Genomic DNA, 19,468 nt, shown 5'->3' on the forward strand with positions numbered 1-19,468 from the left:
CTATGCCTCTGGCAACATTCTGCTATATTTCCTGTATCTATTTAGCTGAAAATTGAGTACACTGCTGCGGGCAGCAGACCCGGCAGACAATTGATTCGTGCTTCTCATTCTCTCAACTTTTCCGTCATGTTTCCGAAAATGAAAAAGACCCTACTTGCGCTTTTTCTCTTTGCCTGCGGCCATGACTTGCTGGCCCAACTCCCCACCAATAGCTTTGCCGTAACGTCGACTTGTCCGGCCAGTGCGGGTAATCCATCGGTGCTGCAGAAGGTGAATACGGATGGCTCGCTCACGCCAGTTGGCACTGTTACGGATGGGACAACACCCCTAATCATTAACGCGTTGGGTTTCGACAGTAACCCGGCCAACCAGACGGTAGTCTACGGTATGAACGTGGTGCAACCCATCACGCTAGCCAACTTCGAGACCCCACCAAATTTTTACCGCATCACCCTAAGCTCAGCGCAGGCCACCAACCTCGGCGCTGTAACGCCGCCCCCTACGCCCGCGTCGGGACTCTCGTCACCGGCGTTTGGTGAATTGACTCGCGACATCCGGCAGACGTTCAATTTTATTGGCGACGGTGGCAACAACTCCGACTATTACGCTAGTGGCGCTACCGCTCGGGTTTTTATCAATGCAGTTACGCTTACTGCTCGCGTAGCTGATGTGCGGCTGTACGTGGGAGTTATTCAGTTCTCGCCCTTCACTACGGCGAGCCCGGTTTGGCGGCAGCTCAATACATCCGACCCGAACACGGCAGCGGTAGTGAGTGCCTATCAGGCGCAAGTACAGGCTTATCTAAACAGCAACGGTACTTTGCCCGTGCCGCAGGGCGGCCTTCAGGACTGGGTATTTGATGAGCGGACCGGCAATCTGGTGAGCTATCTGGGACAGGACGATAAATATCTCACCATCAGCACCCCGGCCACCGATCCGGTGGCGCTTACGGTGCCTGTCGCTTCTCCTATCCCCACGCAGCAGGATATTGGCTCCATGTTTACGGACCGCGAAGGCAACATTTACGCCGTGGACGCCGACGGTGGAACAATTTATAAGATTGACCGCGTAACTGGCAACTACACCGGTAGCTCCTATGGCTCGGCTTTTGGCTGCTCGCGCGGCGATGCTGTGAGTTTGCCCGGCGCTCTGCCCCTACCCGTCACGCTTACGCGGTTCAGCGCCGCAGCTAGTGGCCGCACCGTCCGCCTCGACTGGGCTACCGCCAATGAACAAAACGCCGAGTCTTTTCTGATTCAGCGCAGCAGCAGCGGCACCAACTGGCAAACCATCCAAACAGTGCGAGCTGCCAACACCGCCAGCGGCCATACCTACAACGCCATTGATGCGGCACCGCTGGCCGGACAGTCGTACTACCGGCTAGGCATGCGCGACATCGACGGCAGCATGGCTTACTCGCCCGTGCAATCCGTGGCGCTGGCCGGGAAAGTTGCCGTCCAGACCTTTCCCAACCCGTCTGATGGGCACTTCACGGTGCAGCTACCGCAGGCTACCGCCGTAGGCACCACGTTGGAACTACTCACCGCCACGGGCCAAGTAGCTCGCCGCGTCCAACCCGAAGCTGGCCTCAACACCATCCCCCTCGATGCGCACGACTTGCCCGGCGGCCTGTATTACCTGCGCGTCCAGCAACCGGGCTCCGTGAGTACCGTGCCCATTGTGCTGACGTCGAACAAGGTTCAGTAGTCCTATCTATCTAAAACAAAAACCGCCCGTAGCTTGAGCTACAGGCGGTTTTTGTTTTCCAGCCTCAACCAAACCCGACGCGTGGCAGTTTCCCAGATATGTCCGATGCCTCTGCTCCACTCATTCTCACCCTGGCTCTCGACCCAGCCAGCCAGCAGTTTTTCGACGATTTACGGCAGCAACACTTTCCACCGGAGCGCAATTTCTTGCGGGCCCACCTCACCCTATTCCATCACCTGCCCGGCACCAACTACGACCGTATCTGCGCCGAGCTAAGCGACGTGGCCGCAGTCGAACAAGCCCTACCCTTGGCTGTAACGGGAGTGCGGTTCTTAGGCCGGGGCGTGGCGTACACGCTCGAAAACGCCCGGCTGCAAGCGCTGCACAAACAGCTCCAAACGCTCTGGCAGCCCAGCCTAACACCCCAGGACCAGCAGAAGCTCATGCCGCACGTCACGGTGCAAAACAAAGTAGACCCAACCGTGGCCCGCGCCCTGCACCAAGAGTTGACTGCCAGCTTTCAGCCTTTTGCTGCTACTGGCACCGGCCTGCATTTGTGGGCTTACCGGGATGGGCCGTGGGAGGCGCTGCGGACATTTGCGTTTGGCGCGGGCTGAAGATGTAAGCACGAGTTCCACTGAATAGTCCATAGAACATACTAACTCCCAGTTTCGCTGAATTATAAGCTAAGAAATTGCAAGTGTTAGCCAGGGAAACACTACACTAAGGGACAATCAGCGCAATTAATGTGCTTGCAGCGGACTGGTGTCCATGAAAATCTGTGCGTTGCGCACCGCCTCGCCCTCCAGCGTCAGGATGGTAACTACGGGTAGCGTGACGCGCCGGCCATCGGGCAACGTGTAAGTGGCATCGGCTTGGCAAATCACGGTATCCGGGTGAATCCAGATGTGTTGTATTTCGTGGTGCATGCCGGAAATCGTGCTGAAAAAGCCGCTGATGGCTTGCGCAATGGCCGGTCGCCCCACTAACGTTTCGGCATTACCGAAACGCAAATGACCATCGGCGGTAAAGTGACGCGCGTAATCAGCGGCATTGACTTGGTCAGCCTCCGCGAAGAAACGGCGCACCCATTCTTCATTGATGGTGGTCAGGTGCTGATGCGTCTCCAGTGGAAGGGCGCTAGCAGGATTCTCCATGACTGATGAGGTTAAGGTTGAAAAGGCCTGAAAATAAGCATTTTCTGTTTCAACACACGAGTTCAAGCGCCAATGGTGCCAGATGCACATACCAGCTGTAGCTGATCTTTTCCACTCGTTTACAATCCATCCATTTCTGAGTTGTCATTCGCTGCCAGCGATTACACCAAATGGGCTGATAAAAAAGAAGTTGTGCTCACTAACAGCGCTAAACGGCCACTAGCCATTTTTAGGTTTTAATTAATAAAGGCTAGCGTCGTTCACTAGCCTTTATTAATTAAAACCTAAAAATGGCTAGTGGCCGTTTGCAGATTTTTCTCGTTTTTAACGGGAGTTACTCAAATCTTCTCCGGCAGCAGCAGTGCGTCTTCGAAGTTGCCGAGGATGGCTTTTTCGCCGTTCGTGACAGCCTCTACCAACAGCGAGCCGCCTACGAAGGCGCCTTTCCAGGATTCGCCGAGGCCGCCGAATACCTCTTCCCGGTCGCCGCGGGAGCGGAGTTTGTTGAGGCCGATTTTGAAGGCGCGCACTTCTTTAGCAGTGCGGGCGGCCCACTTCGGGTCGTCGGAGGCGAGGGCGGCTACGAGGGCGCCGTTGCTGATGTTCATTTCGCCCACCAGTTCTTCCGGGCGGTCTACCAGCACGATGGAGTCGATGGGGCCGAAGGGCTCTTTGAAGTATAGCTCGCTCTGACGCGGCAGGTTTACGAGGGCCCGCGGGGCCCGGTAGGCCGAACGGTCCTGGCCGGGCAGGAACAGATTGTCGTCCAGCTTGCCTTCGAAAATGGGCGTGGCGCCGGTTTTCAGGGCGTTTTCGTAGAGGCGGTCCAGGTCTTCGGCCTGGGCTTTGTTGATGACGGGCCCGAAAGCTAGGTCGGGCAGTTTGTCATCGGCATTATCTACGATGGTGGGGTTGCCCACTTTCAGGCTGCGAATGGCGTTCCAGTAGGTTTCCAGAAACTGCGGAAAGAGGCGCCGCTCCACCACGAAGCGCACGTAGGCCGTGCAGCGCTGCTTGCCGTAGTCGTAGCCTTTCTTGAGCTGCTCGGCCATGCTGTCCCAGTCGCTGTAGTTCCAGATGCCGTAGGTGTTCACGCCTTCCATTTCCAGCATGTAGCGCTTGTGCTCCTGGCTCAGGGCGTCGGCGATGTTGCGGCCGTTGTAGCGCCCGCCCACGAAGGAAAGGCAGTCCACGGCGTCGTTTTTCACCAGCACGTCGCTCAGCTCGCCGCCCGAGCCGCTCACCAGCGTCACGGGCAGGCCGCAGCGGCGGGCAATGGCAAAGGTCAAACTCAGCGAAATAAAGCCGCCATCAGTAGGCGTTTTGGCGATGACCGAGTTGCCGCACAGCACCTGCACCAGCACCGCGTGCAGCAGCACCGACATGGGGTAGTTCCAGGAGGCAATGTTGCTCACCAACCCCAGCGGCGTGCGCGAGCCCAGCATGCCTTCAATGTTATCGACGTACCACTGCACGCCTTCCACGGCGCGGTCGATATCGGTGACGCCGAGCTTATAGGTTTTGCCGATTTCCCAGATCAACAGCTTGCCGGTCAGGTCGATTTGCTCGCGCAGCTGGTCGAGGCAGTCTTGTACGCGGCGCTTCCGCTCGTCGAGGTCGGTGGCGGCCCAGGCGGCGGCTTCCTGCTTGGCAAAATGAACGGCTCGCAGCGCGGTGTCGTGGTCGAGCATGGGCAGGGCGCCTAGTTCGGAGCCATCGACGGGCGAAGTGAACGGGCGGGGCTTGCCGGGCTCCTGCCAGCGGCCTTCCAGCAGGTTCAGGAGCTTGCCATCCGAGGTGAAGACTTCGGGCGTGATGGCTTTCATTTGGCTCAATAAGCCACTGAATTCAACTTGGGGCGAAACGATTTTAGGCATGATGGAGGAAGGCACAGTTGTGTGAAGAAGATTGGAAGAACGCGCTTGCAAAAGATGGTTGCAACGATATTGTTTTCGCTGGCAAGCTTACGAAGCACTGGAGACACATCCGCAACAGCTATTTCTAGTTGAAAACTAGAGCTACAAGTTAGTTCCCCTCCTTGGAAAGGAGGGGCTAGGGGTGGTTGACCATCGTTGAACAATTACTAAAACTAGCTCTACCAATCGTTCTGGTGTATATCAACCACCCCTAGCCCCTCCTTTCCAAGGAGGGAAACTAGCTCGTAGCTCTAATCCATAGCCTACAGTAGCCAAGACGCGGCCAGCACGCCGAGAGCCCGGTTAGTTTATCTTTGCGGCTGACTGATTTACCGCGTTTCACTTGCTGCTCTTGCCCATGAAAGCCCTGCTGCTGATTGACATTCAGAACGATTTCGTGCCCGGTGGGGCGCTGGCGGTACCCGGCGGTGACGCCATTATTGCGCTAGCTAATGAGCTACAACCGCACTTCGAGCTGGTGGTAGCCACCCAGGACTGGCATCCGGCCGGCCACGGTAGCTTCGCCAGCAGCCACCCCGGCCACCAGCCCTTCGAGCAAATCGACCTGCACGGCCTACCCCAAACGCTTTGGCCCGACCACTGCGTGCAAGGCACATCCGGCGCCGACTTCCACCCCGCCCTCGACCAGCACCGCATCGAAGCCGTTTTCCGCAAAGGCACCAACCCCGCCCTCGACTCCTACAGCGGCTTCTTCGACAACGGCCACCGCAAAAGCACCGGCCTGGCCGATTACCTCAGAGGTCGCGGCGTAACGCAAGTGTACCTCGCTGGCCTCGCCGCCGACTACTGCGTGTATTTCTCCGCCAAAGACGCTTTGCAAGAAGGATTCGACGTTTTCTTCATCGAAGAAGCCACCCGTGCCATCAGCGCCGACGGCTACCAGCAGGCCCGCCAAGACCTGGCGCAACGCGGCGCCCAGTTTGTAGCCGTCACCGACGTTGTTTGACCGGACGGAAGACATGGGCTATGGGACATGAGAAGTGAGACAGGCGTCGAGGCTTCAGCACGGGATGGAAAAGAGCCAGAAGCCTGCTTCATTATTGCTTGTGAAGGAAGGCAAGCCCCAGCGGGGCGGCATGTTGGTAGTTGTAATGCTTTCCTACTGTTACAAAGCCCCATCGGGGCGACACTCGGCTATGTGCGGTGTCACCCCGATGGGGCTCGAAAACTACAATTGAAACGCCAAGACTACCGATATGCCGCCCCGCTGGGCTTAACCCTTAATTAGCGAGCTACTCTTTCTTCCGGGCTACCACAGAATACACCATCGGCAGCTTGCCTGGTAGGTGCTTGAGTTGGTAGTGCCGTTCGCCGGTTTGCTCTAGCTGCGCGAAGCAGTTGTAGGGCGAATAGTCGTACTCGTTGAAATGCGTGATTTCCAGATTTTGCTGGAGCAAAGCACCTAGCACTTCGCCCAGACTGTGATTCCAGGACACGGCCGTTTCCTGGATGGGCGCAGCGCGGTCGGCGTAGGTGCCGATTTCGGTTTCCGTGATGGTTTCGCGGTTGAAGTAGGAATAGTCGACGCGGGTGAAATCGTTGTCGAACATCCACACCACGGGGTGAAACTCCACCAGTATCAGCCGGCCGCCGGGCTTCAAAAAATGCGCCACCACGGCCGCCCAACGCTCCATATCGGGCAGCCAGCCAAGCACGCCGTAGGTGGTGAATACCACATCAAATTGCTGATGCAAGTGCTGCGGCAGCTCGTAGACATTGGACCAGATAAATTTAGCTGGCAGTTCCAGCTGCTGCGCCAGTTTGCGCGCTTCGGCAATGGCTATGTCCGATAAGTCCGCGCCCGTAACATCGGCCCCCAAGCGGCTTAGCGACAACGAATCTTGCCCAAAATGACACTGCAAATGCAGAATTTGCTGGCTGGCTACGTCGCCCAACAGATCCAACTCAATAGCATTGAGGGACGTTTTGCCCGCTCGAAAACCGGCCACGTCGTAAAATTCGGAAGCTAGATGGTAGTCGGTTTTGGCGTTCCAGAGGCGGCGGTTCAGCTCCGCGTAGTTGTTGGGGTACGGCTGCATGAGAGAGATTTACAGGGCGGGTACTTTGTCGGCAGCAAATTCCCGGAGCAGCTCAAAAAGGGCCTTTTCCATGTTGCGGGGCCAGACCGTGAGAAAGTCGGCGGTGGCGAGGTTGCGGTAGCCAGCTAGTTGCGCAAACTCAGTGGGCGAAGCGGTAAGAAAACCCATCGACCAATCGGAAAATGAGCGGCGAGGAATCTGGCCGTCAGCTATTTTTATCACGTACCCGTGCCGACAATCCCGCTCTATTTTGTGGTAGAGCGCGTTTACGGTGGTCTGCTCGCCTTCCAGCACCTGCATAATGTTGCCCTCACTAAACAGCAGCAGCGCCTTTAGGGTCTGTTCGTTCATTTCCCCCACCGCCGAGCTGAGGTACACAATGTGGTACATAGTCAGAAAGCCAAACTGCCAGCTAGAGCCGCTTACTTCCGACGGCCTCACCTGCTTGCAAAGAACCTAATTTATAAATATCTCCCAAAAACCTAGACAAAAACCAAGGCCGTCAACCAGCGTTGGCTCCTGACCCAAAATCCGTTTACCGATAACCTTTCCCCGCGCGGCAGGGTACTTACCCAAGTTTTTGCTAGGTGCCCGCGGGGCTTTCTACTTCTTTTCTCATGCAAATCAACTGGTCTGACCTGCTCTCTGATAACACCGAGAACATCTTGCACACCACCGGCATTGTGGTAGGCAGTTTGGCGGCGGGCGGGCTGCTGAAGATGCTGGCTTTCTGGTTGCTAGGCGCCTACGTACGCCGGGAGCCAGCGCTGTTAGCCAGCTCCGTACTGCGGCACCTGCGCCACCCGAGCGGTTGGTTTTTTCCGGTGCTGGCCCTCTCCTTTGTGCTGCCGCTCACGCCCCTAGAAGCTCGCCCGCTGGAAGTGGCTCGGCGGCTGGTAGAAACGGCGCTGCTCACCACGTTCGCCTGGGGCCTAATCAAAACCGTCGATGTCATCGAGGACCTCGTACGGCACCATTACCGCCTCACCGATGACGACAACCTGCGCATTCGCAAGCTTCTCACGCAGCTGCAATTCGTGAAGAAGCTTACGGTTTCGCTCATCGTTTTCGTGGCCGTGGCCCTGATCTTGATGAGCTTTGCCACGGTGCGCAAAATCGGGACCGGCTTGCTGACTTCAGCGGGTATTGCCAGCGTGATTATTGGCTTTGCGGCGCAACGTTCCATTGCCAATCTGCTGGCGGGTTTCCAGATTGCCTTCACCCAGCCCATCCGCCTCGACGACGTGCTGGTGGTGGAAGGCGAATGGGGCCGGGTCGAGGAAATTACGTTCACGTACGTCGTGCTGCGCATCTGGGACGACCGGCGGCTGGTGCTTCCCATCAATTACTTCATCGAGAAGCCCTTCCAGAACTGGACCCGCAGCAACTCTCAACTGCTCGGCACCGTGTTCCTGTACGTCGATTATACGATTCCCGTGGAAGAAGTGCGCGCTGAGCTGCAACGCTACGTGGCGGGCCACTCACTCTGGGACCAGCGCGTCTGCACCCTGCAAGTCACCGATTCCAAGGAGCGCACCGTGGAGCTGCGCTGCGTGGTGAGTGCCGCCAACTCCGGCAATGCTTTTGACCTGCGTTGCGCCGTGCGTGAGCACCTAGTGGCTTACATTCAGGAGCATTATCCCGGCTCCTTGCCCAAAACCCGCACCACCACCGAGGCTTTCGATACGGCGGGAGAGACGTGAGAGGTGAGACATGGGACGTGAGAAGTACGGGTTGACGCTGAGCGTTTTGTTAAGTGCTTACAGTCAGAAGATGGCCACACCCCAACTTCTCACTTCTCACTTCTTTTGAGAAAGGGTGGGATACACAAATGGCTTCTGTTGCAACCAGTTTTCCACGAAGTGCCGATCGGCGGAGAGGTGGCCTACTACGCGGTATTTCGAGCGCAGGGCTTCCGATGTGGCGGCTTCTTCGTTTACGACGGTGGCCTCGCCGAGATAAGTGGAATGAATGAAGCGTACCTGCCCGTTACCGACCAGCAGGAAGCCCACGTGAAAATCCAGGCCCACCACGTACAGCCCGTCGCCGAGTTGCTGCACCTGTTCCACGAAGCTGCGCTGCGGCACCAGTCGGTAGCGGCGGATGTGGGCTTCATCGGTTAGGTTTTTGATGAGGTTTTCCGAGGTGGTTTCGGCCAAAGCCACTCGCTCCAGCCGCAGCCCAGCGTCGCGCAACGTCGTCGTGACGAAGTAGCCGCAGGCAATTTTGCCTTGGTGCGGCGTTTGGGTGGTGCCGTAAAAATCCCAGGGTGTGCCGTACCAAGTGGGCCAAATGGCAGTATCGAGCGAGGAAATGAGCAGTTGCCGGGCCTGCTGTAGCACCACGGCTTTTTCGGCGGCGGTGCGAGCTTGCTGGTATTGCGCCGCCATTATGGTGCGGCGTTCGGCCAGCGCCGACATGCGTTGCGGGTAGGTTGCGGCGCGGGCAGCTGCTTGCACCGGCTCTGCTTTGGAAGATTGTAGCCCATAATAACTTAGGCCCACACCTAACAGGATAAGTAGAAGTAATGCTTTCATTGGAGCTACAGCTTAGAATTTCACGGAGGCAATACTAATGCGTCGTTCGTTGTTTTATTGTATTATCGTTATAATAACGTAAACTATTTTTTCGGGCACTAAAAATTCAGCTGGCTATTTCCCAAATACAGCTGCTCCCAAGCAGCGAGGCTTTATCTTGGTCGGTTCGTTTGCTTGCCGCTTCGGTAGTTCCTGCCGGCAACAGCAAACTCTTCTTCTGCCGATTTCATGATCAGACTGGAATATTTCACCCCCGCCGATTTCCCTCAACTCATCACCTGGATAACCGACCCCAAGCTGCTCATGAACTGGTCGGGGTCCTTGTTCAGCTTTCCGCTCACAGAGGAAAAGCTGGCCTGGTATCTCGCCGACACCAACGACCCTGCCACCTCCGACGCGCTGGTGTACAAAGCCGTTGAGAGTAAGACCGGCGACGTAGTGGGCCACATTTCCCTCGGCGGCATCAGCCGAAAAAACAGCGCCGCCCGCATCAGCCGCGTGCTGGTCGGCGACACCACGGCTCGGCGCCGCGGCATCTGCCAAGGCATGATGAAAGCTGTGCTGCGCATCGGGTTCGAGGACCTTGGCCTACACCGCATCGATTTAGGCGTGTACGACTTCAACCACGCCGCCATTCGCTGCTACGAGAAAGCCGGCATGCAGCGCGAAGGTCTCTCCCGCGACATTCTCAACTACGAGGGCGAGTACTGGAGTCTGGTAGAAATGAGCATGCTCGACCACGAATGGCGCGCCCTGCATCCTGTTCGATAGCCCGGCGCACATGACAATAAAAAGCCTCCCCGCACAGTGGCGCAGGGAGGCTTTTTGCTGCTTGTACATCACCGATTGTTCATCTGCTGAAACCGTGCGTCCAGCTGCTCGCGCGAAGCCCGCCGAATTTCCTCCGACGTGCCGTAGCCCACCTCCTCTTCACCGGCCGCTAGACGCGCCATCACGGAATCGGCGAAGTCGTTGACGGGTACCCCGAACGTGTGAAGGCCGGGCCCACCTAAATCCGTGTCGACGGCGGGCGGTACTAGCTCCAAAACTTGCACCGGCGTATCTGCCAGCTGATGCCGCAACGAGAGCGTAAACGAGTGCAGCGCGGCTTTAGTGGCGCAGTAGATAGGCACCGCCGCCATGGGCGCAAACGACAAGCCCGACGTGACGTTGAGTATCACTGGCTGCTGCTGTTCCCGCAGGTGCGGCACAAACAGCGTGCTCAGATGAATAGGGGCTTCCAGATTGATGGCTAACTCCTGCCGCTGTACTTCCCACTCTTCGGCGTCCGTGAGTTGCACCCGGCGTTGAATACCGGCATTGTTCACCAACACGTTCAGACGCGGAAATGTCTCGCGTACCCACGCCAGCAGCGCTACTCGCTCGGCGGGCTGGGCTACATCGCAGACGTGAATGTGCAAGCCGGGCACGTGCTGTTGGGCCTCGCGGAGTTTGTCTTCGCGCCGCCCCACGGCAATTACTTCGCTGCCAGCTCGTACAAACCGCTCGGCCAGCGCCAGTCCAATACCCGACGCGCCACCCGTAATGAGCACCGTATTTCCTTGCAGATTCATCGTGTTGAGATGTAGTGAATGCGTAATGGTAGCAACGAGCGGCGCGCTGCTGGGTTGGTGAGCCAGCCGGCATACCACGCTCTATCTGGCATCCGGCAACTCAAGAATTTGGGCTAAAACAGCACTAGCACTTTATTTACGCTACCAGTTTCTTTGCCGCCAGTGCTGCTACTGCTTCTCGTAGTTGCTCCTGCAGCGCGGCATCCGTCAGTTCGCCCTGCTTGTTCACTTTGGCTGAAACCTGCGCGATTTGCAGTGCGGCATCTTCCACTAAGCCTGCTTCCATCACCGTGAGCATCTTTACTACGCTGGCGTGAGCATCACTACCGCCGGTGGCCGAAGGTGAAGCGCTCCACACTGCTACCGGCTTATGGTATAGCTCGCCCGAAGACACCAGCCATTCCAGCGCGTTTTTGAGTACACCGGGCATACTAAACACGTACTCCGGCGTGCAAATCAGCACCGCATCGGCGGCCCGAATTTGCTCCCGAAACGCGGCTACAGCCGGCGGTGCCGCTTCATCGTAGCCACCGGGCATGAAGTAAGGTAAATCGGCGAGGCTGTGGGCGAGCGTGACTGTGCTGCCGGCTGGAGTCAAGGCAGCAGCGGCTAGTAGCAGGGCCGTATTGGAAGAGCCGGCGCGCAGGCTGCCGGAAATTGCGAGAATGTGCATGGGTTGACAAGTGGCGAATAGCTGAATTGTTTATGGCTGAGGTGCCACCCGTCTGCTCGCTTTTTCAGCGAGCTGACGGGTCGCCGCAAGCTGATGCTGCACTGGTAACCGTCATGCGAAGGCGCTAGCCGAAGCATCTCGCTAAGGTGGTAATCAATTGGTATTGCAATGTCAGCACGCGAGATGCTTCCTGCGTCTGCATGACGGTCTAGCAAATAACGGCAGCACGCCAAGATGCTTTGCGGGACCGGCGCGAGTTGTGCAACGAGTAGCAACCATCCCTACCCTGCGTCCTTTGAGGGGCAGGTATTCCAAGCGAAGGAATAGTCATCGCAATAGCATAATATAGTAGTTCGAGAACATTGCCGCGGGTGGCTGTTGTGCCCTGGCAGCGGCGGCGAAAGGGCGCCATTGTTTACCGCGGAGCTACTTTTTACGGCTTCCCTCGTAATATCTCTGCTTCACTTTCTCTCCCTATGGAAACTTCCGACCTCTCTGCCCAGCCAACCGCGACAACCACCGATGTGGTTTTGATTGGCGCTGGCATCATGAGTGCCACACTGGGCCTGATGCTCAAGGAGCTCGATCCCAATATCACTATCACCATCTTCGAGCGCCTCGACGTGGCTGCCGCCGAAAGCTCCGACGCCTGGAACAACGCCGGCACCGGCCACTCGGCCTTCTGCGAGCTCAACTACACCCCCGAAAAGCCCGACGGCACCATCGACATCAGCAAGGCGCTCAAAATCGCCGAGCAGTTCGAGGAGTCCAAGCAGTTCTGGTCCTACATCACGGAGCAGTACGATGTAAAGGAGATTCAGCGCTTCATCAACCACATTCCGCACATGAGCTTTGTGTGGGGTGAGGAAAACGTGGAATACCTGCGCAAGCGCCACGCCGCCCTCACGCAGTCGGCGCTGTTTGAGGGTATGGAATTCAGCGACGACCCCGCCAAGCTACGCGAGTGGATGCCTCTCGTGATGGAAGGCCGCGACCCGCAGCAGCCGGTAGCGGCCACCCGCATGGACCTCGGCACCGACGTCAACTTCGGCTCCCTCACCCGCGGCATGTTCTACCTGCTTCAATCCAAGCCCGGCGTCACGTTCCACTTCCACCACGAAGTGCGCAAGCTGCGCCGCAAAGGCAACAGCCGCTGGGTGGTGAAGGCCGAAGACCGCAAAACCAGCGAAAGCCGCAAGGTGCGCGCGCAATTCGTGTTCATCGGGGCCGGCGGTGGCTCGTTGCCGTTGCTCGAAAAGTCGGGCATCCCGGAGGCCGATGGTTTCGGTGGTTTCCCCGTGAGCGGGCAGTGGCTCAAGTGCAAAAATCCCGATGTCATTGCCCGCCACGATGCCAAGGTCTACGGCAAAGCGGCCGTGGGCTCACCACCCATGTCGGTGCCCCACCTCGATACACGGATGATTGAGGGCCGCAAGGAGTTGCTGTTCGGACCCTATGCCGGTTTCAGCACCAAATTCCTCAAGACTGGTTCTTACCTCGACCTGCCGGGCTCCATCCAGCTCAACAACCTGCGGCCCATGATTATGGCCGGCCTCAAAAACTTGCCCCTCACCAAGTACCTCATTCAGCAAGTCCGCCAGTCGCCGCAAGACCGGGTGGCGGCCTTGCGCGAGTACATGCCCACGGCCCGCCCCGAAGACTGGGAGCTGGCTATTGCCGGGCAGCGGGTGCAAGTCATCAAGAAAGACGAAAAGCAAGGCGGCGTGCTCGAATTCGGCACCGAAGTAGTGACGGCGGCCGATGGCTCCATTGCAGCACTGCTCGGCGCCTCGCCCGGCGCCTCAACGGCCGTGAGCATCATGCTCAACCTCATTCAGAAGTGCTTTCCGCAGCAGACGGCCTCGCCCGAGTGGCAAGCCAAGTTTCATGAAATGATTCCCTCCTTCGGCCAGTCGCTGGCCACCAAGCCGGAATTGGTAACGCAAGTTCGCACCCGAACCAGCGCGGTGCTAGGATTGGTAGAGCAGTTGCAGTAGTAAAGCAACAGGGCCAGCTTCTTAGCTGGCTCTGTTGCTGAGAAATGCGAATCTTCAGAATGGTTCTGGCTCGTAGTAAACAAGTTGATGGCGCTCTACAATAGCGCGCAGCCACTCCGGCGTACTGGCTTCGGTGCGGGGAAACTGCTGAAAATCCTGCGCGTACTCTTCTTCCGGCAGCGCCGGGCTGATTTGCGGCCGGCCTTCGTAGTCGCACTGCAAATGGTAGGCGCCCTGTTTGTCAATGGTTATGCGGGCTGTATACCACGCTCCCCGGAAGGGCGCTTGCTCGGCAGTCAGAAGCCGTAATTGCTCAAATAGGTAACCTATTGTTTGTTCGTAAGGCAGATCCTCGTCCTTGGTGGGCATGGCATGCGGGACGGCACTATGCGCCTCATAGTACGTGGCGCTCAGTTGGCTTCTGCTTCCAACGGTAGTACACTCCACCACAACCGACTGCCAGGCATACACCGGAACCCGCCGCGCTATCAAGGCGCTGAGGTCTTCTAAGAGATCTTCAAGGTCGTCGGTCATCGCAGAAATATCTATACCTGAGTTCGGTTGGAACACAGTATGCTACTCAGCTTTTCGCTACACGGGTAAAGCCAGATTGGTGATGGAAATTGCCGTTACCTCGCCCGAGTCTTTGCTCAGCGTGAAGGTGTAGGTCAGAGTTTGCGTGAAATGCTTGAACATAATGATGCCGTACTGCAAACTATCAGTGTCTTGCACGAACTCGTATGTATCAAGTAGATCCTTGAAATTAACGGGCAGCACGTATTCGCTGTCCATAAATGTGAATGTGCCTTTGAAAGCGTCCGCCGGAAAAACGGGGTTATCTTCTTTATTATCTATTCTGAAAAGAATCTGTAGTTCAATTGGGTGGCCTTCATTCACCCAAAACCGAGTGCCTAATTGGTCGTGAATGAAAATATCTATTTCCTCGTCCAGCTCAATTCTTCTGAAATGCTCTATTTCCTCCTTTATAAATAAAGAGAACATAGAGTCGGTGATGGTAATAGTGCCATCTTTGAGAGTAAAGCCGGTGGGACTAAGAAGCAGCGAGTACATGCAGCGAGGTTGGTGGGGCTTGCGTTGGAGAAAGAAATACCAGCGGAATTTATCTTCCTATAAGTTTTTCGAAGGTATAGGTGGCCGGATTGTATCGATACCCGTATTGCCGCGCCAAACCAGGCACGCTTCTGCCAGCCTTATCCACGTAGCCCTCTATTTCGCGTAGCTCACGGGCGTAAAAACCCGTACGCGCGGCAACAGGATCCGAAAGCAGCCGAATGTCGTGGCCACCTTTGAAGGCATTTTCCAGGAAGGGCTTGTTGTAACCTTGCCAGAACTTTTCCTGGCCCGCCGCGACACCGTAAGTATCGAGCAGCCGTTGGTATTTGTCGCTCGGAATATCCAGAATATTGATGCCGCCCGGATTATTGCCTATTCTGGTAAAACTGCCTTCGGGCAGTTGGAGAATGACTTGGGTGCCGGTTCCTTTTTTTATTGGGTCGTCGAATTTGCCAATAACCGTAGTTGTGACACCGGCGCGGGTGCGAATATTTCCCCCAAACCCTTTGTAGCGAATAACTTTCGCTACTCCGCTCGTCGCGGCTACTCTCGTGGCGTCGATGATGCGGCCGGCAGAATCGGTGCGATACCGTACGCCGTTGCGCATGTAGGTGTGGTTGGGTTTTAGCAGCTTTTTTATTTCGCTGCCTATTTTTAGGGGGTCGCACTGGTTGTGCACGAGTAGCCCGGTAGAGCCCACGAAATAGGTGTGCGAATCGGCCACTTCCAGATTGTACACCGGGCTATTCACCGTTTTTACCGTTACCCGCAGCACCGCCGTAACCGCGCCGTCGGCCCGGTGCAGTAAGTCACCGGGTTGTAGCTCTTGGGCTGCCTTCCAAGCGTTGTTGGCGAAGAAAGCGTGGGTGGGCGTGGCTTCTACTACATCGCCCACCACCTCTATCTCTACCAGCGCCTGGCTTTCCGTTTGATGGGTTTGCAACACGTGCTTCCAAGCCGTTTGCGTGCTGTCTTCGTCGTAGGCCCACACCTCGTCGCCAACCTGTAGGGATTCGATGGGCCGGTTGCCTCGGCGGGTGTGCACCACGGTGCCCGCCGGGAAACACGCGCGTACCGTTAAGCCGGCGGCCTCTTTCCGAATAGCGGCCAAGCTGCTCCGAAAACCAGTTTTAATGGCTACTGACCGAGCCATGAGCTTGGTCATCTCTTTTTTGGCGGCGCCTATAATCACCTTTTTGCCGGCGCCTATTGCCGCGCGTAGGCCCGTTTTGCCTGCCATACCGGCCGCCGTAGCGGTGCCAAAACTAAACAGCCCGGCGGCCACGGAAACCACATCCCAAACCAGAAACCCACCGTTGACCACGGCCTCGCCGGGTTTGCCGGTCTGCACGCTGTGTACCAAATCGCGGCCGCTGCCCCACACCGGCACCATTCCTTCTAGCAGGCCCGCCTCCCCCACGGATTTCCGTTCCCGGTCGGCTTGTAGCAGGGCTTCCATGCCGCTTTTTCGAGCTTCCTGAAGTTCGCCTAGCATTTGCGCCGACAAGGGAATCTGCCCGGATGATAAAAACTCGACCAGCCCCTGCCCCGCCGAGCAACGCAGGCACGACATCATAACCAGCGCCTTGGCGCCGCCTACTTTGGCCGGGTAGGTTTTCTGCCACGGCTGCGGGGCGGGCACGCAGGGAACAGGGTTGCCGCCGGCCTGCTGCGTCAGTTTTTTACAAATAATGAAGGAAGGAATGTTCGTCAGAGACCCACGATCCGACTCGTTGCCGGCCACTTTCCCCGATATCTTGGTCTTGCGGGGCGTCGCCGTGAAAGGAGCGGGTACAGCTCCTTCGCTGCACGTCATCAAAGCCCCTGAGACTATATACTCCAGACTATCACTCATACGGCTATATAAAAGATTGATAATTCTAAGGTAGGGCAAAGTTCAACAGTATGGGTAAAGTCCAGGCTGTATCAAGCTAGATATTCCCATGTGTAGATGTGCATTCAGATCTTCGGAAAACCAGAATTTTCTTTTTCCTAACTAGCCATCAACAAGTTATCAGGGTCGTGGCCTTTTCATTATTATATAGTTATTAATCGTCGGCCTTGACCGCTGAACTACATCGGCCAAGGCCTTTCCACTGGCGGAGGAGGGCAGTTTCAAGCGGATGAGTAGCTTCTATTGATTGCCCAACTGGCTACGGGACGTACCAGTTGCTCCTATCACATCACTACTTTGTTTTGAAAATCAGAAGGGGCGGCTTGGCAAAAACACCTCCGCCAACATACACCGCGCGCTGCCGCCCCCAATAGTTTCGATGGTGGGAATGGGCAGCGGCAGCAATTCCACGTAGGCGCTCAGGGCGTGGCGTTGCGCTGGCGTCAGAGCATCGTAGGCACTTTGCGAGAGGGCCAGCAATTCTGGGCCAGTGGCGGGTTGGAGCGTGAGCATATTGCCGGCAAACCGCGCCACCTGCGCCAGCGAAATATCCACTATCTCGTGGCCCGTAGCCGTTAGCGACTCCACCACGGCGGCCTGCTCCTGCGCATTGCGGATGCTTTCCAGGCATATCACCGCGAAACGGGCGCCCACGCACAGCATTACGTTGGTGTGGTAAATGGCTTGCCCTTGCGCGTCGTCGGCACGGAATGCTACGGGCCGGTAGCCTAGCTGCGCGGCCACTTCCGCGAACAACGCCGCGTCGGTGCGGGGCGAGAGACAGGCGTAGGCTACTCGGTGTACATGGTCGAAGATGATGCTGCCAGTGCCTTCCAGAAACCGCCCCTCCTGCTCGTGCGCCGATAGGTCTAGCACCTCCGTTATCTGAAAGTCGCGGCGCAGAGCTTCCAGAAGATCGGGGCGGCGCTCGGGGCGGCGGTTGGGGGCGCACATCGGGTAGAGCAGCACGCGGCCATCGGGGTGCAGCGTGAGCCAGTTGTTGGGAAACACGGCATCGGGCTTGGGCGGGTCTGCTGTGTCGTCGAATACCAGCACGTGCATGCCTTTCCCGCGCAGTTTCTTCACCATGCCATCAAACTCAGCGAAGGCGCGCGCTTGCACGTCGTCTTCGCCGAGGCCGACTATAGCCTGTTGAAAATGGTTGGAGAGGGCCGTTTCAGCATTGAAAGAAAAGCGGGCGGGCCGGACCAGAAATACGGTGGTGGCGGATTGCATAAGCAGTAATTGTCGGAATATGAACCGCAAAGAAACTGCTCAAGCCGCACTATCCCCTCGTCTGGTCCAACCAAGTGTTGAGCTTACCGTACAGCTAATTTGGCAACCTTAATTTTTACCCGGCATGTATCACGTTTTACCCGCCCGGAACTACCTGGATCTGAGCTACCGCGACGACACATGTTTTATCATTAATCGTGTGTTGCGGCCCTTAGCGCCTACCGAAGCCCAGGAAGCCTATTCTCTTATGCTCGACGCGGCCAACGATTTTGGTTGCCAGCACTGGCTCATCGACTTACGCCGCAATTCCTGCTACCAACCGGGACTTCTCACCACCTTCTTTCCCCAGCCCGACGACCAGCCGGGCAAGCGTACTTACTTAGCGTATCTGGTGTCGCCGATGCTGCTGACCGAACTCGAAAGCCACGGCGAAATGCCTCAATTCCGCTCTCAAAATGACCTCCCTTTTCAGGTTGGGGTTTTTATAGACGAACTGGCGGCGCAGCAGTGGCTGTCGGCAAATTAATAAGTAGCCAGTAGGTGCGGGAGCCGCGCTGGAAGTCTTCGAAAGACATGCAGCGCGTTATGGCTGGCCGGCTTTGCCTCTACACTGTATAGCTGCATCCTTCTTGATGGTAACTGATGCTGTTTTGGGTGGGTGAATTTTCTACCCTCTGCCCAAGCTACAGCAGGAGGCGTTAGGCCCTGACACTGAAACTCAACTATATTTAGCGGACACTGTATTCTTCGTTTCCGCTTCAGCTTTGTTTTGTATGCCTTTTCGCAGTTTTCCAGCCACGTTGGCCGGCCTTACCCTGCTGGTGCTACTCGCATTCACGGGGTTGCAGTTCTTGCATATTTCCACCGGCACCCTCATCGACTGGGTGATTGGAATTGCCATCTTTTGGTGGCTGGCCGCCGTCACGGTGCTGCCCTGGAACACGCATTTCACCGCCAAAGATTTTTTGGAAGAAGCCCGCATCTCGCGCGAGAAAGGCATTATGGTGCAGGAAGAAGCCGTGGCTTTTGCGCGCCGGTTGTCTTGGCGCTTCTTGCTGCTAGCCGTAGGGCTGCACCTGCTCTCGGCGGTGGTACTATTTGCACTGGCCTACTACGGAGTTATTGCGGTGGGCTACCCCGCCGCCGTAGCCGCTCTCGCCCTCACGCTGGCGCGGCCCGCCCAGCGCGGCTACGAGCACCTGAGCCGGCGCCTGCAATCTCTCACCCACCAGATTCATTACCCTCGCGAAGACGTAGTAGAGCTGCGCAGCCGGGTAGAAGATCTTGAGTACAAGCTACAAGAGGTGCACGCCGCCATCGATGCGGAACAAGTTGACTCCTGGGCCTACACCCAAGCCCAGACCATCGCCAGCCTCCAGCGCCACCTGGATCGTCTCGACGCCAGCCTAGAAAAAGAGACTCGTCAAAACAGCCGCGACCACGAAGACCTGGCTCGTCAATCGGCCTCGGCTATTGCGCGGCTCTCAGAGGATGCGCAGTTTCTCAATCAGGTTCGGGAGTTGATTCGCTTCGTTAAAAGCGCCTAACCCCACCCGATACCGAGGTTTTCAACCATCGAACCGAATGGGGTTAGTGCTTTGGTAGACTAGCGCTGAAGCAAGGCTGAATAGCTGCCGAGCCGC

19 protein-coding genes are annotated in these 19,468 nt (G+C 57.0%); 8 read left to right on the top strand and 11 right to left on the bottom strand.

Translation table 11 applies throughout. The features are described 5' to 3' along the window. Positions 1–138: 138 nt before the first annotated feature. Both ACYSMN_RS20000 and ACYSMN_RS20005 read left to right on the top strand, forming a co-directional pair. Positions 139–1,707, top strand: a complete 1,569-nt coding sequence (locus tag ACYSMN_RS20000; protein ID WP_488925682.1) for a T9SS type A sorting domain-containing protein — start codon at positions 139–141, stop codon at positions 1,705–1,707. 98 nt (positions 1,708–1,805) lie between these two features. Continuing rightward, on the top strand, positions 1,806–2,324 hold the full coding sequence (locus tag ACYSMN_RS20005) for a 2'-5' RNA ligase family protein (protein WP_488925683.1): 519 nt from the start codon (positions 1,806–1,808) through the stop codon (positions 2,322–2,324). A gap of 126 nt (positions 2,325–2,450) precedes the next feature. On the opposite strand, the gene ACYSMN_RS20010 is transcribed toward ACYSMN_RS20005, so the two are convergent. Together ACYSMN_RS20010 and ACYSMN_RS20015 are read right to left on the bottom strand one after the other, a co-directional pair. Then, on the bottom strand, positions 2,451–2,864 hold the full coding sequence (locus ACYSMN_RS20010) for a nuclear transport factor 2 family protein (RefSeq protein WP_488925684.1): 414 nt from the start codon (positions 2,862–2,864) through the stop codon (positions 2,451–2,453). Between the two features lie 338 nt (positions 2,865–3,202). Beyond that, entirely contained in the window at positions 3,203–4,741 is a 1,539-nt protein-coding gene (locus ACYSMN_RS20015) for an aldehyde dehydrogenase family protein (protein WP_488925685.1), read from the bottom strand. Between the two features lie 397 nt (positions 4,742–5,138). On the opposite strand from ACYSMN_RS20015, the gene pncA reads away from it, so the two are divergent. After that, positions 5,139–5,747 (top strand): bifunctional nicotinamidase/pyrazinamidase, encoded by a 609-nt coding sequence (gene pncA / locus ACYSMN_RS20020; protein ID WP_488925686.1) that lies wholly within the window; start codon positions 5,139–5,141, stop codon positions 5,745–5,747. A gap of 286 nt (positions 5,748–6,033) precedes the next feature. On the opposite strand, the gene ACYSMN_RS20025 is transcribed toward pncA, so the two are convergent. Together ACYSMN_RS20025 and ACYSMN_RS20030 are read right to left on the bottom strand one after the other, a co-directional pair. Continuing rightward, entirely contained in the window at positions 6,034–6,840 is an 807-nt protein-coding gene (locus ACYSMN_RS20025) for a class I SAM-dependent methyltransferase (protein ID WP_488925687.1), read from the bottom strand. A 9-nt stretch (positions 6,841–6,849) separates the two neighbouring features. Then, positions 6,850–7,230: a BLUF domain-containing protein gene (locus ACYSMN_RS20030; protein WP_488925688.1), complete on the bottom strand. Its 381-nt coding sequence runs from the start codon at positions 7,228–7,230 to the stop codon at positions 6,850–6,852. A 227-nt stretch (positions 7,231–7,457) separates the two neighbouring features. Here ACYSMN_RS20030 and ACYSMN_RS20035 point away from each other — a divergent pair, with 227 nt between their 5' ends. After that, on the top strand, positions 7,458–8,543 hold the full coding sequence (locus ACYSMN_RS20035) for a mechanosensitive ion channel family protein (protein ID WP_488925689.1): 1,086 nt from the start codon (positions 7,458–7,460) through the stop codon (positions 8,541–8,543). A 96-nt stretch (positions 8,544–8,639) separates the two neighbouring features. On the opposite strand, the gene ACYSMN_RS20040 is transcribed toward ACYSMN_RS20035, so the two are convergent. Beyond that, complete coding sequence (locus ACYSMN_RS20040; RefSeq protein WP_488925690.1) at positions 8,640–9,377, bottom strand: hypothetical protein; 738 nt, start codon at positions 9,375–9,377, stop codon at positions 8,640–8,642. Positions 9,378–9,605: 228 nt separating this feature from the next. On the opposite strand from ACYSMN_RS20040, the gene ACYSMN_RS20045 reads away from it, so the two are divergent. After that, positions 9,606–10,148, top strand: a complete 543-nt coding sequence (locus tag ACYSMN_RS20045; RefSeq protein ID WP_488925691.1) for a GNAT family N-acetyltransferase — start codon at positions 9,606–9,608, stop codon at positions 10,146–10,148. 68 nt (positions 10,149–10,216) lie between these two features. Here ACYSMN_RS20045 and ACYSMN_RS20050 read toward each other — a convergent pair whose 3' ends face one another. Together ACYSMN_RS20050 and ACYSMN_RS20055 are read right to left on the bottom strand one after the other, a co-directional pair. Next, positions 10,217–10,951: an SDR family oxidoreductase gene (locus ACYSMN_RS20050; protein ID WP_488925692.1), complete on the bottom strand. Its 735-nt coding sequence runs from the start codon at positions 10,949–10,951 to the stop codon at positions 10,217–10,219. Positions 10,952–11,087: 136 nt separating this feature from the next. Continuing rightward, positions 11,088–11,624 carry an NADPH-dependent FMN reductase gene (locus ACYSMN_RS20055; RefSeq protein ID WP_488925693.1) on the bottom strand — a complete coding sequence of 179 codons (537 nt, stop codon included), beginning with the start codon at positions 11,622–11,624 and terminating at the stop codon, positions 11,088–11,090. Positions 11,625–12,100: 476 nt separating this feature from the next. Here ACYSMN_RS20055 and ACYSMN_RS20060 point away from each other — a divergent pair, with 476 nt between their 5' ends. Continuing rightward, the gene (locus tag ACYSMN_RS20060; protein ID WP_488925694.1) at positions 12,101–13,621 is read left to right on the top strand and encodes a malate:quinone oxidoreductase; all 1,521 of its coding nucleotides are present in this window, start codon (positions 12,101–12,103) and stop codon (positions 13,619–13,621) included. 54 nt (positions 13,622–13,675) lie between these two features. Here the strand turns inward: ACYSMN_RS20060 and ACYSMN_RS20065 are convergent, their stop codons facing one another. The 4 genes from ACYSMN_RS20065 to ctlX form a co-directional block, all read right to left on the bottom strand. Next, the gene (locus ACYSMN_RS20065) at positions 13,676–14,155 is read right to left on the bottom strand and encodes a hypothetical protein (protein ID WP_488925695.1); all 480 of its coding nucleotides are present in this window, start codon (positions 14,153–14,155) and stop codon (positions 13,676–13,678) included. Positions 14,156–14,212: 57 nt separating this feature from the next. Further along, the gene (locus tag ACYSMN_RS20070; RefSeq protein WP_488925696.1) at positions 14,213–14,692 is read right to left on the bottom strand and encodes a hypothetical protein; all 480 of its coding nucleotides are present in this window, start codon (positions 14,690–14,692) and stop codon (positions 14,213–14,215) included. Between the two features lie 49 nt (positions 14,693–14,741). Continuing rightward, positions 14,742–16,550, bottom strand: a complete 1,809-nt coding sequence (locus ACYSMN_RS20075) for a polymorphic toxin-type HINT domain-containing protein (RefSeq protein ID WP_488925697.1) — start codon at positions 16,548–16,550, stop codon at positions 14,742–14,744. Positions 16,551–16,898: 348 nt separating this feature from the next. Further along, positions 16,899–17,825 (bottom strand): citrulline utilization hydrolase CtlX, encoded by a 927-nt coding sequence (ctlX, locus tag ACYSMN_RS20080; RefSeq protein WP_488925698.1) that lies wholly within the window; start codon positions 17,823–17,825, stop codon positions 16,899–16,901. 124 nt (positions 17,826–17,949) lie between these two features. Here ctlX and ACYSMN_RS20085 point away from each other — a divergent pair, with 124 nt between their 5' ends. Both ACYSMN_RS20085 and ACYSMN_RS20090 read left to right on the top strand, forming a co-directional pair. Beyond that, positions 17,950–18,351 (top strand): hypothetical protein, encoded by a 402-nt coding sequence (locus ACYSMN_RS20085; RefSeq protein ID WP_488925699.1) that lies wholly within the window; start codon positions 17,950–17,952, stop codon positions 18,349–18,351. Positions 18,352–18,598: 247 nt separating this feature from the next. Beyond that, the gene (locus ACYSMN_RS20090; protein ID WP_488925700.1) at positions 18,599–19,372 is read left to right on the top strand and encodes a hypothetical protein; all 774 of its coding nucleotides are present in this window, start codon (positions 18,599–18,601) and stop codon (positions 19,370–19,372) included. Positions 19,373–19,468: the final 96 nt, after the last annotated feature.

The sequence above is a fragment of the Hymenobacter sp. M1-2 genome, assembly GCF_057808495.1.

Coding starts and splice junctions, on each gene's coding strand:
- ACYSMN_RS20000 (WP_488925682.1), top strand. CDS start 139: ATGAAAAAGACCCTACTTGCGCTTTTTCTCTTTGCCTGCGGCCATGAC.
- ACYSMN_RS20005 (WP_488925683.1), top strand. CDS start 1,806: ATGTCCGATGCCTCTGCTCCACTCATTCTCACCCTGGCTCTCGACCCA.
- ACYSMN_RS20010 (WP_488925684.1), bottom strand. CDS start 2,864: ATGGAGAATCCTGCTAGCGCCCTTCCACTGGAGACGCATCAGCACCTG.
- ACYSMN_RS20015 (WP_488925685.1), bottom strand. CDS start 4,741: ATGCCTAAAATCGTTTCGCCCCAAGTTGAATTCAGTGGCTTATTGAGC.
- pncA (WP_488925686.1), top strand. CDS start 5,139: ATGAAAGCCCTGCTGCTGATTGACATTCAGAACGATTTCGTGCCCGGT.
- ACYSMN_RS20025 (WP_488925687.1), bottom strand. CDS start 6,840: ATGCAGCCGTACCCCAACAACTACGCGGAGCTGAACCGCCGCCTCTGG.
- ACYSMN_RS20030 (WP_488925688.1), bottom strand. CDS start 7,230: ATGTACCACATTGTGTACCTCAGCTCGGCGGTGGGGGAAATGAACGAA.
- ACYSMN_RS20035 (WP_488925689.1), top strand. CDS start 7,458: ATGCAAATCAACTGGTCTGACCTGCTCTCTGATAACACCGAGAACATC.
- ACYSMN_RS20040 (WP_488925690.1), bottom strand. CDS start 9,377: ATGAAAGCATTACTTCTACTTATCCTGTTAGGTGTGGGCCTAAGTTAT.
- ACYSMN_RS20045 (WP_488925691.1), top strand. CDS start 9,606: ATGATCAGACTGGAATATTTCACCCCCGCCGATTTCCCTCAACTCATC.
- ACYSMN_RS20050 (WP_488925692.1), bottom strand. CDS start 10,951: ATGAATCTGCAAGGAAATACGGTGCTCATTACGGGTGGCGCGTCGGGT.
- ACYSMN_RS20055 (WP_488925693.1), bottom strand. CDS start 11,624: ATGCACATTCTCGCAATTTCCGGCAGCCTGCGCGCCGGCTCTTCCAAT.
- ACYSMN_RS20060 (WP_488925694.1), top strand. CDS start 12,101: ATGGAAACTTCCGACCTCTCTGCCCAGCCAACCGCGACAACCACCGAT.
- ACYSMN_RS20065 (WP_488925695.1), bottom strand. CDS start 14,155: ATGACCGACGACCTTGAAGATCTCTTAGAAGACCTCAGCGCCTTGATA.
- ACYSMN_RS20070 (WP_488925696.1), bottom strand. CDS start 14,692: ATGTACTCGCTGCTTCTTAGTCCCACCGGCTTTACTCTCAAAGATGGC.
- ACYSMN_RS20075 (WP_488925697.1), bottom strand. CDS start 16,550: ATGAGTGATAGTCTGGAGTATATAGTCTCAGGGGCTTTGATGACGTGC.
- ctlX (WP_488925698.1), bottom strand. CDS start 17,825: ATGCAATCCGCCACCACCGTATTTCTGGTCCGGCCCGCCCGCTTTTCT.
- ACYSMN_RS20085 (WP_488925699.1), top strand. CDS start 17,950: ATGTATCACGTTTTACCCGCCCGGAACTACCTGGATCTGAGCTACCGC.
- ACYSMN_RS20090 (WP_488925700.1), top strand. CDS start 18,599: ATGCCTTTTCGCAGTTTTCCAGCCACGTTGGCCGGCCTTACCCTGCTG.